The organism is Endozoicomonas sp. Z74 (assembly GCF_057680865.1).
Genome location: NZ_JBLYZI010000004.1, coordinates 66197 through 79387, shown reverse-complemented (window position 1 = coordinate 79387; position 13191 = coordinate 66197). Strand labels below are relative to the sequence as shown.

10 protein-coding genes are annotated in these 13191 nt (G+C 49.9%); 4 read left to right on the top strand and 6 right to left on the bottom strand.

Going from position 1 to position 13191, the window contains the following annotated elements; translation table 11 throughout:
- Positions 1–24: 24 nt before the first annotated feature.
- From ACNRUY_RS01995 to ACNRUY_RS01985, 3 genes are read right to left on the bottom strand one after another with little or no spacing between them, the layout of a single operon-like run.
- Positions 25–1359 carry an amidohydrolase gene (locus ACNRUY_RS01995; protein ID WP_488109964.1) on the bottom strand — a complete coding sequence of 445 codons (1335 nt, stop codon included), beginning with the start codon at positions 1357–1359 and terminating at the stop codon, positions 25–27.
- Complete coding sequence (locus ACNRUY_RS01990) at positions 1360–1845, bottom strand: hypothetical protein (protein WP_488109963.1); 486 nt, start codon at positions 1843–1845, stop codon at positions 1360–1362.
- 12 nt (positions 1846–1857) lie between these two features.
- A complete protein-coding gene (locus ACNRUY_RS01985; protein ID WP_488109962.1) occupies positions 1858–2742 on the bottom strand; it encodes a DUF3100 domain-containing protein in 885 nt (294 codons plus the stop codon).
- A 121-nt stretch (positions 2743–2863) separates the two neighbouring features.
- Between ACNRUY_RS01985 and ACNRUY_RS01980 the strand changes: the two genes are divergently transcribed.
- From ACNRUY_RS01980 to coaE, 4 genes are all read left to right on the top strand, one after another.
- Positions 2864–3784, top strand: a complete 921-nt coding sequence (locus ACNRUY_RS01980) for a LysR family transcriptional regulator (protein ID WP_488109961.1) — start codon at positions 2864–2866, stop codon at positions 3782–3784.
- 232 nt (positions 3785–4016) lie between these two features.
- A complete protein-coding gene (locus ACNRUY_RS01975) occupies positions 4017–5048 on the top strand; it encodes a hypothetical protein (RefSeq protein WP_488109960.1) in 1032 nt (343 codons plus the stop codon).
- Positions 5049–5550: 502 nt separating this feature from the next.
- Positions 5551–6432, top strand: a complete 882-nt coding sequence (locus ACNRUY_RS01970; protein WP_488109959.1) for a prepilin peptidase — start codon at positions 5551–5553, stop codon at positions 6430–6432.
- 33 nt (positions 6433–6465) lie between these two features.
- A complete protein-coding gene (gene coaE / locus ACNRUY_RS01965; RefSeq protein WP_488109958.1) occupies positions 6466–7101 on the top strand; it encodes a dephospho-CoA kinase in 636 nt (211 codons plus the stop codon).
- Between the two features lie 50 nt (positions 7102–7151).
- Here the strand turns inward: coaE and ACNRUY_RS01960 are convergent, their stop codons facing one another.
- The 3 genes from ACNRUY_RS01960 to ACNRUY_RS01950 form a co-directional block, all read right to left on the bottom strand.
- Complete coding sequence (locus ACNRUY_RS01960; protein WP_488109957.1) at positions 7152–7736, bottom strand: Uma2 family endonuclease; 585 nt, start codon at positions 7734–7736, stop codon at positions 7152–7154.
- A gap of 76 nt (positions 7737–7812) precedes the next feature.
- Positions 7813–9891: an ATP-binding cassette domain-containing protein gene (locus ACNRUY_RS01955; RefSeq protein ID WP_488109956.1), complete on the bottom strand. Its 2079-nt coding sequence runs from the start codon at positions 9889–9891 to the stop codon at positions 7813–7815.
- Between the two features lie 24 nt (positions 9892–9915).
- Positions 9916–13140 (bottom strand): LamG-like jellyroll fold domain-containing protein, encoded by a 3225-nt coding sequence (locus ACNRUY_RS01950; protein ID WP_488109955.1) that lies wholly within the window; start codon positions 13138–13140, stop codon positions 9916–9918.
- Positions 13141–13191: the final 51 nt, after the last annotated feature.

The window sequence follows — 13191 nt, the reverse complement described above, 5'->3', positions numbered from 1 at the left end:
CTGTTCTGATTATTGATTCAGACGTTATTCTTTAAATTCGATGACTTGAGTATTTTTCTCAAGGTAATCCAGGTAAGCATCTTTGCTCAGCCTGGGAGGGCATTGCTCAAGAATGGATTTTGCAGTTTCGGCATCCCCCCAGAGCAGATCAATGATCATTCCACAAAATGCCTTGGCTGAAGTGATATAGGCCAGCTCTTCATCTTCAACCATGGCGTTACGGGTATGCAGAACACCGCTTAAGCCTCCAATACTCGGATGGATGGCAGGCATAATCTGGGAAACATCACCAATATCTGAAGAAGCCGCATGATCCGGCGCACGTACAACTTTATCAAAACCCACCAGACTTCCCATGTTCTTCACAAACACATCGCTCATGGGTTCATGGTAAACCAGTGGTAAATACCCAGTTACTTCTTCAACACGGGCTTCCGCCCCCATGGCAATGGCCGCTCCACGAACGCAGCGGTTAAATTTATGACTGGCATCAAGAATGCTTGTCAGGGTTTTGGCACGACACATACCTTCCATATGAACATCATGTGGAATATTGTTTACTACATCCCCTCCTTTGGTGATGATCGGATGAATGCGGACCTTGTCTTCATCCCGGAAAGTTTCCCGGATAGCGTTAATACTGTTCAGGGCAATATTGGCGGCATACAGGGCATTAACCCCCTGATCAGGCATCGAACCCGCATGGGCTTCCTTACCTCTGAAAATAACTTTTTTATTGATAAAACCATTACCACAGGAGCCGTATTCAGCTTTTGCCTCGCCGGTATTTAAAGGGTGAAACATAACTGAAAGATCAATGTCGTCAAAACACCCCCTGGCAATCAACTCCTGTTTCCCGCCGAAATAACGAATCTCTCCCCTGTTTTTCAGTTGAGTTCGATAATCAATCTCGATACATTCCTCTGCCGGAACTGCAAAAAAATGAACACTGCCACCCAGCCATTCAAAAGCACCGGATTTCTGCAGGCCAAGGGCGACACCATACATGCTTGCCATCATCACACTGTGCCCACAGGCATGGGCAGCACCGGTTTTCGAGTCCGCATCAGGATGATCGGGACAGACCAGGGCATCCAGTTCTGACAGCATGGCAATGGCCGGACCTTTTTTGTTAGCGTTAAGGCCAGCTCTACAGCCGGTAATGGCCAGCGGCTTTTCCACAGACAGACCCAGGCTTTCAAGAGCCTGAGACATTCGCTCAGTGGTTTTGAACTCTTTGAACCCCAGCTCCGGTAACGCCCATAACTCCCTGCCAAGTTCAATAATGCTTTGACGAGATTCATCAATAGTGGCATACACCTGGGCTTTCAATTCGTCTTTTGTGATCATCGTCGTCATTTAAATGATTCCTTGATAGCTGAGGACCATATGGCTGATAAATGCTGATCCAAAGTAAGTACTGCACAATACCAGGATGGCAACAACCACCAGTTTCCAGCTTAACTGACGCAGAACCGGCAATTTATCCGCTACAGACAGCCCGGCAAAAGCCAACAGAGGAGTGACATGGGCCATAAAACTCAGGCGGGTCATATTTTCCACGATAAAAGCCTGAGCAGGTGAGACAGGCAATGTTAAGAAAAAGGCCAGCAGAGTTGCCCAGGCAAAACCAGGGAGGTTGGGTCTCTTAACCCAGTTTTTGATAAACAGTGCCGGAATGATAACGACAAATCCGAGCATCGCTGACTGTAGCAGCTCCAGCATATTAACGTCAGGCTGAGAGGCTTTCTGACCACAGAGCACAATGACGTAAATAAACACGACAATCACCAATTGGCGTAATGATTCCGCAAGGATTGTTTTGTCCCGTGAAACACTTTCCATGGCTATGAATCCTCAATTCTGAACGGGTTGTTGCAGGGTTTTGCTGCGACAAAAGCGTGAGAAGAATGGCGCAATCTTGTGGTAATAAGCATTAGCCAGTGGGACAGCAATAAACAGCTCAACATAAACACCCGTCACTGCGGTCAACAACCCACTGGTGGCAGAAAATGCCATAATATCTTCTGTCATTGCTTCCGGTGCAGCGGCTACCAGAGCGGCGGTTGCTGCCCCCATCATGCTGGCACTGCCCATGCCGGATGCGGTAGCCAGGGCATAAGGATGAAAACCCAACCCCAACCCCATTGGAGCCAGCAGGGTAAACAGCAAAGATCCAAAAATACTGCCAAAAATATAAGTCCCTAAGGTGCCGATGCCTTCAGGCGACTGCAGGCCGTATTTATCGCCAATAATGCCCAGGGTGGTATCCCTGCAAATAGTCACAGTACTGCCAAAAGCAGTACGCCCCAGCCCCAGCATTAACCCCACAGGCATAGCCACTAACATGGTACTTATGTTACCTGCTTCCTGAAGGATTAATGCGGGCCCCGCTTCAAGTACCACACCAATTCTTGGGCCAGCATACACCCCAAACATAATCCCCAGAGGATAAAGGGCAATGGCAATCAGGTTGCTCGACAGGTTAATTTCCTTCTCAGTGATCAGTTTTTTTATCAGAGGCACAAAACGGCCAATTAGAAAGGGGGAAATCAAAATCGCCAGCAGGATAGCCCATATAATGGAAAGTATATTTATCTTTATTCCAGAGAAACTGACTCCAATCGTCCCGATACTCTCTGCTATCAGAACGATGACAAAAGTCATCAACAGACAGATAGTTGCGGTCTGCCAATAACTTCGACCACTCCCGGCATCAATGTGTGCATTTTGTTCAGACATATAAAATAACCTAACAACATGGAATTATTTTTTCGGTCTAACTTGTCCTGCGTCATCGCATTGTAACGGTAAGTACCGGTAGGATTAATCGGAATTCCCGATTAAACGATAATGTTTGTCTATGAATATAAATTTACGTCAGTTGAAGGGGTTTATTGCGGTAGGAAAATATAGCAATTTTACCGATGCTGCTGAGTCAATCCATACATCCCAGCCCTCCCTCAGCGCCATGATTCGACAGCTGGAGAATAATCTGGGCCACCGTCTATTTGACCGCAGCACCCGTCGAGTAACATTAACTGAATCCGGCAAAGCCTTTTTACCCGTGGCCGAGCACATCATTCGGCAACTGGAGCATGCCTGCCAGGAACTGGACAACCTGAAACATAAGCAGACGAGCACCGTTTCCCTGTCGATGATATTGACGCTTGGCAAAATCCTTATGCCGCAGGTCATCACTGATTTCAAGAGGCTTTACCCGGAAGTTAATATTCAACTTCAGGAAGAATCTGAAACCCCGGTTTATCAACGAATTAAAAAGGGTGAGATTGACTTTGGGGTTGCCGCCCGGATTTATGATACCTCCGGTTTTTATTACCAGCCCCTGTTTCGTGACCCTCTCTGGCTTGCCTGTAAAGAGGGCACAGAACTGGCTCAGGCCAACAAGGTTGGCTGGGAGGATATTGAGGGCCTTCCCTTTATCGCCATAGCCCAGGGCTCACATATACGCAGCTTGATGAAGGAAGGCTTTATTCGCCACGGTTATCCATTTAAACCCAGTCATGATGTCGTCTACTTTTCTACCGCAATGGGTATGGTGACCAGTGGTATGGGGGTCAGTATGGTGCCAGGACTCTATCGCGGCTTATCATCACCGCCTGGCATTCGATTTATTGAGGTTGAAGATACGGTATGGCGAGATGTAGGCATTATCAGTAATGCAGACCAGCCATTAAGTGCAAGTTCCGAATTATTGATTAATTATTTAATCCGGTTTGTCCATGAAAACAGAGAATTACTACCTGGGTGCGAGCTGGTTTAAGGGCATTCAGGTGGATTACGGCTTGCATCACCATTTCCTTGATGTAAGTCAGAGACTTACCCAGAAAACACAAACAAAATTCTGTAGCCTGCTTCAGTTATCAGGCATAAGTGCAATTTACAGTAAACTCTTCAGGAAAATTAATGTTTGATAAATAACTAAAGTACTATAGCGCTATAGATACTGCACTATAAATTTCTTTATAGTATTTAATGCTCTTTTTTTTTGCTCTATGCTTAGTATCCCTTATTATGAAACAGCGTCAACTTATGAAAACCACACTTCTTTTTTTTTGCCAGTATTATTCTATACCAACACGATTTACTCTTCCCCTTGCCCTTACTGTGAACAAGGTGATTTTGATGGAATAATATGTTCTAACCCTGAGTGTCAATCTGTACTCTTTATTAATGAAAGCTTCACTATTGAAACAGGGGAAGTTGAAGAAGCCTCATCATTACAATACCAGTCATTACTTCCCCAAATGCAAGCCATGCAATTTTCTGAAGAGACATTAGGGAATGAAATGACAATCTCTGCTTTTATGCCATCCCTGGAAACTCCAGACTGGCTTCATGAGCAAAAGAAACAAGCTGAGCATATACTCCACCCACAAGAGAACGAAGCTCCACCCATTCTCGTTCCTGTTTATTCCCCACTATTAAAAGAAGTAAAAAAAAGTTGCAACTATACAAAAAAAAATATAGCTGAACCCAGGGGATTAGCGACTCTCACTCGGTTGTTTCAAACACCAAACCAGAAATCCGTTATACATATAAGTGATCCTTCCAGTGCAGATGATGACAACAGTGAAAGTCAGCATACAGATAATGAACATAATAATGATACCCTCAAACAAGTTTATGTCACCGAAACCACCCAAAGCGGAGCTCTGTTTGCCACATCAGATGTTCCTGACTTCTGGAATGAAGTTTCGCCCATCACTGCAGATGAATTTATTCTTGGTGTTTTTTGTGGTCCTATTATTGATTCACAAACAATGAGAGTAACCCTATACACTCTTAATCCAAATCAAGACCCTGAGACCCGACCCCAGAACTTTCAGGTAGAAACACATCCAGACTCCGACTCCAGTACGCTCACACCTGAAACCCCGAGTACTCCTGACACCCCAGGAGCCAGCAGCAACGTGCATCCCCTGAGCCTGGCCCCTTATTTGCGTCCAAAACCTCAATCAACAAGGCCATGTGACAAGAGTCAGAAATCAGATAAAGCCCCTCCAGAACATGACCCAAAACAATAACTTGGGTGAATTGAGCCTCAGAATCACCAGAAAAGACTATTTTCTGCCATCACAGGCCCTGGCCAAGGATTTTTCCGGCCAATTTTGTGCTCGACATCATAACACCATAGGAGTCTGTAGACTCCTATGGTGGCCCAGCCTTGCCATAATTCCCCTATCCGATAGACTGTTGCGGCCGTTTTTACGCTGGCAGGCTTTTGTTGCGCTTCAGAAGTTCCAGAAGAGCGTTGTAAAGCCTCCAGGTTGAGTCGCTTTGACGCAGGTTGCGGCTGAGCGCAACAAAAAGGGCACAGATGCGATCAAAACTCACTCACCATAGAGTTCTGAAGCTTTGGGGACAGCACTTTACAACACAAGCATGCTGCATGTTGTTCATAAGGTGTTTATCATAAATACCCATAGCGATAGAAAACAACTGATGATGTGCCTGCCGACTCATCCATTGCCACAGCCACTATAAGTAAGACTGCAGGATGCCGACCTGCTCCAGGGAATGCCCTTAATGTTGCCGATGATTGAACTGCTTGAAACCTCCACCCCTTATCTGATTCTGACACTGATCATAACCGGCCTTATTGTGGGCAGTTTTCTGAATGTGGTGATTCACCGGTTGCCGGTGATGATGGAACGACAGTGGCAACAGGAAAGTGAAGCGATTCTTCACCCAGAGAGGGAGCCGGAACCCCAAGAGCGCTATAACCTGATTCTGCCCGTTTCAACCTGCCCTTCATGCGGTCATAAAATCCGGCCCTGGGAAAATATCCCAGTGCTCAGCTACCTGCTGCTCAAAGGACGCTGCTCCTCCTGCAAGACCTCTATTTCGCCCCGTTACCCCGTGATCGAAGTCCTCACTGCCCTGATGACCCTGGTGATTGGTCTGAGTTTCGGGGTCACTGTCCAGACTCTGGCCTTCTGCTTTCTGGGATGGTGCCTGCTGGCCCTGACCATGATTGACCTGGACACCCAGCTGCTACCGGACACCATTACCCTGCCACTGCTCTGGGCGGGACTGATCGCCAACAGCTTTGGCCTTGTGGTTGGGCTGAACGAAGCACTCTGGGGGGCCGTTGCCGGTTACCTGGCTCTCTGGAGCGTCTACTGGATCTTCAAACTGGTCACCGGCAAAGAAGGTATGGGCTATGGCGATTTCAAACTGCTGGCCGCCCTGGGCGCCTGGCTGGGCTGGACCAAGCTGCCCCTGATCATCCTGCTGTCCTCTCTGGTAGGCACGCTGGCGGCCATCACCCTGATTCTTTTGAAAAAACAGGAACGCTCCAACCCGATTCCTTTCGGCCCTTACCTGGCCGCAGCCGGGTTTATTGCCCTGGTCTGGGGTGATCCTCTGATTCAGGCCTACCTTCGGTTTTCCGGACTGGCAGGCTGAGCGGTGACACTGAAAAGCATGAAACTCAACCCTGTGAAACATCCAGTTCTGACCATAGGCGTCACTGGTGGTATTGGCTCTGGCAAATCTGCGGTCACTGATTTTTTTGCCGCAAAAGGCATCGCCATTATTGATGCAGACCTGGCTGCAAGGGTGGTGGTAGAGCCAGGCCGCCCCGCTCTGGCAGCCATTGCCGACCATTTTGGTCCAGAGATACTGACCCGGGAGGGAGTGCTGGACAGAAGGCAGCTCAGGGACATTATTTTCCAGGATGACGGGGAACGTCGATGGCTGGAAACGTTGCTGCACCCACTGATTGGTGAACAAATCATCCAGGAATTAAGCCTGGTGGAGTCCAGCTATGCCATTCTGGTCTCCCCTCTGATGATAGAAGCCGGCCAGATAGAACTGGTTGACCGGCTGCTGGTGATCGATATTCCGGAAACACTCCAGATCCAGCGTACCATGAACCGGGATCAGATGAGTGAAGAGCAGACCCGAAAAATCATCCAGTCCCAGGCCAGCCGGAAACAACGGTTGGCGAAAGCGGATGATATTGTGGATAACAGCGGTACACTGGAGCAGCTTCATACGTCGCTTGAAACCCTGCATCAGCGTTATCTTGACCTGGCTTCGAAGAAAGATGATGGAAGCAAGAGAGAGCAGTAACGTACTCTTCCCCTGGGGTATTAATGTAATGGCTCTTTTGAAAACCCATTTCAATCGTTTTGTTGAAACCGAATGCCCTTATAGATGTCCCTTACAGCAATGTTACAGCCCAGCTTTAAGGGGATGATATCTCCGGACTGGTATCGCCCTGACAAAGTAAACTCGCCACCTTTCCAGCTATACAACTGGGCAGCCTCTTTCACCGAATCAATCATCAGGTATTCACCCTCACACCGGCGCAGGGCTTCCCTGTATTCGTACCGTTTGGTGGTACAGTCAACCAGCCTTGTGGACTCACTTAATACTTCGACAATAAACTCAGGGTTTTCGCCAGACGTATTGTTCGTGGCAAGGTCACTGGCGCGGCATTGCACCCACAAGTCCGGGTAGCGATGTACATCCATCTGTTCCGTGTGTATCTCCAGGCGAAACTCCCCCATGTGAGCCACACACCCGGCCTCTGAAATCGTCTTCCCCAGAAGTTGCGAAAGGTTAAACAAAATGACTGAATGGAATGCCTTGACCCCGACCATCATGAATATTTCACCATTCACATATTCATGCCGGTGATCCGATACCTGCTCCATCGCCAGATACTCGGCCTCGGTGAAATGCTGCTTTTTAACTGCAGTCATTGGAACCTCTTACTTTAAATGCCTGACCTATTCACTTGATGCCGCACCATTATAGAGAATAGAAACATATAACCGGTTACTTTTCACCCTGATGCCCACTCTGACAAGTTTTCATGGGATAAAGCTGCCCGTTGTTCAGGGTCAGGGCATGGTCACAAAGATGCGCAAAGGCCTTTCGGTTACTGAGGATCACCAGCCCTTTGCCCGTCTCTTGGCAAAATGAACGAATGGCCTGGATAAAGCTGAGGCTGCTTTCATCACTGAGAAACTCAAAGGGTTCATCCAGTACCAGCAAATCCGCATCGGACAAAAAGACTCTGGCCAGCATAAAGCGCTTTCGCTCTCCCGAGGACAAGGGGATGATATCCGTGTTCTCAACCCGAAAGTGCAACCCTTCCTCAATCTGATTGATCTTCTCCGTCAACTGGACTTTCTCAAGGGCTTCTGCCACCTGATCCGCCGTAACCGACGTGCGCCCCATGGTCAGGTTATCGTACAGAGTTCCGGTGAAAAAGCGGTAATAAGAGGAGGAAAAGTGAATATGGCGACGCACATCTCGATAATCAAAATGCTCAATATTCAGGTGATTAACCAGCACCTGCCCCCCTGCAGGTTCGGCCAGCCCGGCCAGCAGACTGAACAGGCTGGATTTACCCGCTCCCGGCTTGCCATAAATATACAGGCTGTCTGGTAAATTCAGATCAATGTTAATGCCTTTCAAGTGAAAGTAACGATTCTCCGGGTAGCTGAAGGTCACCCCTTTCAGCTCCAGGTGTTTAATGCGGGTCAGGCAGAAAGCCGCCCCACGTTCCTCTACCGGTATCTGGTAAAAACGGTTCAGGTTATCAAACAGGGTTTTGATCCGGTTAATATTGAACAGCAGGTTGGTGATGGACGCATTGGAAATGGCTTTCGCCGCCAGCAATGAACAGGCCACCAGCTGTCCCATGGTCATCATGCCCTCAGCAACCCGCCAGGCGCCATAGCCGGTCACTGAGATCAGGGAGAGGAACAGAATCAGCATGGAGATATGATTGATATGGGCGGATATTGAAAAATAGTGACGGTGGTCGGGACGGTGGTGCTCAATGGTATCGGTGAAATACCGCTCCATACCGGCCATTTTGATAAAGGGCAGCGACTGCATGATTTCGTACTCAAACTTCCGTTTACGCCCTTCAAACGCATACCGGTCCTGTATGTATTTCCGGATTTTGGGTTGCAGCATCAGGTTGATTCCAATCACCAGCGCCATCGCCACCAGGGGGATGATGACCAGGGGGCCACCAAAATAGCCAATCAGAACCAGGGAAATCAGCAGAAACGGCGAGTCCACCAGAGCCATCAAGTGGAGCATCCCGATCATCTGACTCAGTGAGCGGCCATAGGTTACCAGCTGGGTCATAAAAGAAGCAGAGTCCGGCATGGCTGAAGGCTTCAGGTTGCAGAGCCTGCGGCTGAACTCATCGGACAGCTGGATTTCCAGCTGGTAAATCCGGTCACTGAGCAGATAGGAAAGCGCAGAGCGGTTAACAAACCAGATCAACACCAGAAACACCGCCATCAACACCAGTGATGACAGGATGCCCAGCAATCCATTGGGCAACACCTTGTCAAACACATTCATGTTATAGATGGGCACCACATACATCAGCAGGTTAGTGATCAAACCGGTCAGAACCAGGTACGCCCCGTCTTTCTCCGTCAACCGATGGAAAAACCAGCGTAGATCCTTGTGCTGAGGCCCCTCCTGATGCTCTGGGCTGTTCAGCTTTTCAGTACTGATCACCAGTACCGGGTGTTCAAGGCTGTATTTGGAGCGGGTACGGTCAAAATCACTGTTATGGCGAAGAATGATAATGTCGTGCTCGTGGTCGAAGCAGAACAACAGGTGATCCGTATCCAGCTCGACCACCTCCAGGCTCTCCACAGAGGCCTGCTCAACCAGAAAGTCCAGCTCTTCAAGGTACTCAATGGATTGCTCAAGAGTGAGTTGAGCACCGGACTCAGAGGTCTGGCGAAGCTTATTGCGGATAAACCCGATGCTGTGATCCAGCCGGTAGTGCTTTTTAAGGTATTCCAGAGCGCTGATAAAGCTGTCCGTGTTTACTCTGCACTCTTTATCCTTACTGTGATCATTCTCACTCGTTGGCATCCTTTCCTTCCCTTGAGTTAGTCCTTAAAACACAGCCTGCATATCATCCCCGGTTTCAATAAACACCAGATCAAAGGAGTCCAGTCCCAACTCCACCAGCTCAACAACCTGAATCCCATCTCCATCCTGGTCAACAACAGGTTCACCACTGGGCGAAGCCGCGGTATCAAAATGAAACGCCTGCTGACCCAGCACAAAACCACTGCTATCCACCTCGTGAAACACAATGGTCAGGTCATCCATAGAGAGACTTCCCAAGTCTGCACTCTCTATTGTAACGACCACTTGCTGACTTCCCTGACTGTCATCAAGATCTCTGAACAACAGCCCGCCTTTGCCCAACTCCGTTTCACCGCTGTAAAGCTCATATTGGTAGAGCCGTTCCGGGGAATCCTCCTCAATGCCCTCCTCAAGCAACAGGTCAACCTGAACCAGCAGCGACGCCTGGGTTTCGCTGTATACTTCATCCACTATGGATGCCTGTTGGCCCGGATCCCTGGGCATTCCTTCAACAGAAGCGGCCCCCTGAAGGGTTATTTCATAAGCATGATCGCCGGATCCAGCGGCAGGGTAATCCAGGGCACTGACAGCCTCGTTCTGGTCAAACCCCTGGTTTCCTGCCACCAGCAGGTAGTGCCCCTCGGGCAGGTCATTGACCGTAAATACAGGAACCGGCTCACCAGCCTCTGAGAGCATCGCTTCACCATGGCCAACCTCAACGCCCACCTGCCCCTCAGGGGACACACTGAATAACCGGTAAGACGCATACCAGGAGTCGCCTTCGGTGGTGTTGATCGACAGGGACAGTGGACCGCCTTCATGCACCAGTCCCCATTGATCCAGAGAACTGAAGCCATTCTCCGAGGTGATCTTTCCGGCAATTGCCCCGCCCAGTAAGCGCGCTTCATGAATATCCAACTGCCCCTGGGAGACACTCAACCGCTCCAGCCCAGAGCCCGCACCGCCATATTCAGCGGAATAAACCCGGACAGAGTCCAGCAATACACCCACGCCATCATTGACAGGCGCCTTGAATTCCAGGGTTGGCTGATTTTCAGAAGCCATAAACAGATAGCGGTAAGTCTGGAAGCCCAGGGAAGGGGAAAGCGTTTCGACTTCCTGGCCTTCAAACAGCAGCTGAACCTGGTTGGAACTGGCTGAGACTCCCCCTCTGGCAGAAAGATCCACTTCCATCAGAAAGTGATCGCCGGCATTGACAGGCAGAGACTTATACAGGTTGCCCGCATCGCCTCCATAGCCTTCCAGCTCTATCACATAGCCTTTATCACTGGCCACCCCATAAACACTGGTGTGGTTGACTTCCACAGCCCCTGACGCCGCAACGTTATCCGTACTCCATCCCCAGGCCGATGGATCTCTCCAGCCCCAGCCTGACACCGTCATCGCATGGACAGGAGATGCGTTGATAGAAAATGATGACAGAACCGGGTCTAAAGCTGAATTCACCCGATACGCAGAGGTCAGTTCAGCAACCTCCGGAGCAGCAATGGCAGGTACCTCAGGGATTGGATCAGGCAAAGATAATTCTATTTCCAGGGCACTGCTGTCAGTAGCCGGGCCACTGTTTACCGTGTAGGAAAACACCTCTTTAAGCTGATCCAGATCATAACGAACGGCTTCCACCTCGGCATCACTGAGCGCCCGGTTGTAGACCCTGACATCATCAATGCTGCCCTTGAAATAACCTCCTGCCTGGAGACCATCATGAAAAATATCAGTGGAGGGTGTACCGCTATCCATACTCGGCCCAGCTATGGAGACACCTCCGGGATGGTATGACAATGACTCTCCATAAACACTTCCACCGGCAAACGGCTGTCCATCAAGATACCCACTCAGCATCCGGTCCGGGTCATCCAGAACCAGCGCTACATGGTGCCAGTGGTCCACTGAAAGAGTGCTGATATCCTGGGAAACAAAATGACCAGACCAACCGGTGCTCTGGTTATACGCCCCTGCATATAACTTCAAATCGTCCAGATAAATGACGATTCCGTTACTCCCTCCTCCTTCTTCATAAAGCACCTGGTGACCGGTGCGATCATTATCCCCATCCAGCTTGAAAGCCAGGCTGATGGTTCTTTCGGACAAGGGAGTTGATGACAGGTTAATATCCACAGAAGCCGGCACCAGCAGCTGATCATCTATACCATCAAAGGTCACCGCAGCACCATAGAGCCCGTTGTCTGTTACAGAAGCCCCCGCCGTCAATACACCGTTTTCCTGCATCACACCAGACACCGCAGAGTCCATGGCAACATCGCCATCAACCTGATCAAAACGCCAGTGAGCGATAAGAGACTCCTGAAGCTGGCTGCTGGTCACAGACCGGGCAGACTCGGAAAGGGGCTCAGAAGTGTAGCTCCACTGACCTGAGTGGTGCATATTCAATACACCGTATTGTCCCTGCAGCGAAACGGTGCCAGTAGCCGACACCGTCTGCCCCTCCACTGAAACCAGTTGAATGAAAGAGTCAGAGTCCTGGTCATTGGCCAGAATACTCTCCTCCCCTATCAGTACCCGTCCACCCAGCAGGCTGGATGCGTTGTCTGGGCTCAATACAGGGGGAATATCCGGCTCCTGGGGAGCTGGAATCATAATCACGGGTTCAACCACCAGAGGCGCTGTGTCGATTTCTTCTGGTTCAGGGGCTTCATTTTGGCTGGAAAGGGAGTTGGTGACTGTGGCCGGGTTACTTACTGGGGATGATTCCGATGCCGGGGCCTCTTCACCCCCTGAGGATTCATCGCTTTCCTCCAACGATTCCGTTTCCTGGCTCTCTTCACTTTCGGAATCCTCTTCAGCGTCGGTCTCTTCTTCGGCTTCAGTACTTTCAGAAGAGGCCATGGCCTCAGCTCCTGCTGCAGTAATGGTTGCCGTCGCTGTTGCTGACGCAGCGCCTGCTGCAGATTGCTGTCCAGCCACACCTGCAGCCACTGATGAGCTCACGCCCCCCGGAACATTGGACTGTATCTGAACCGCCGATGGGCGGGCGGCCTTTTCTCCCACCTCCTGCTCATCTGGATCATCGTCTTCAGAGCTGCCAGGATTGAATCCACCCTCAAAGGAGGACAGTACAGTCATCATGTCATCCGCCTGAACGCGTTCTTCAACCACCCTCTCACTGATCAGCCCATCGGAAGAACCCAGCACGGTGGCCACCTGAAGCGTGGAGCTGACGCTCTCACTGCCCTGGGAAGACGATTTATTCAGGCTGTCATCGCTCATCCGTGAGCCCTCCTCAGATAAAACCGATAGCGTTCACACACCCATTGCGAA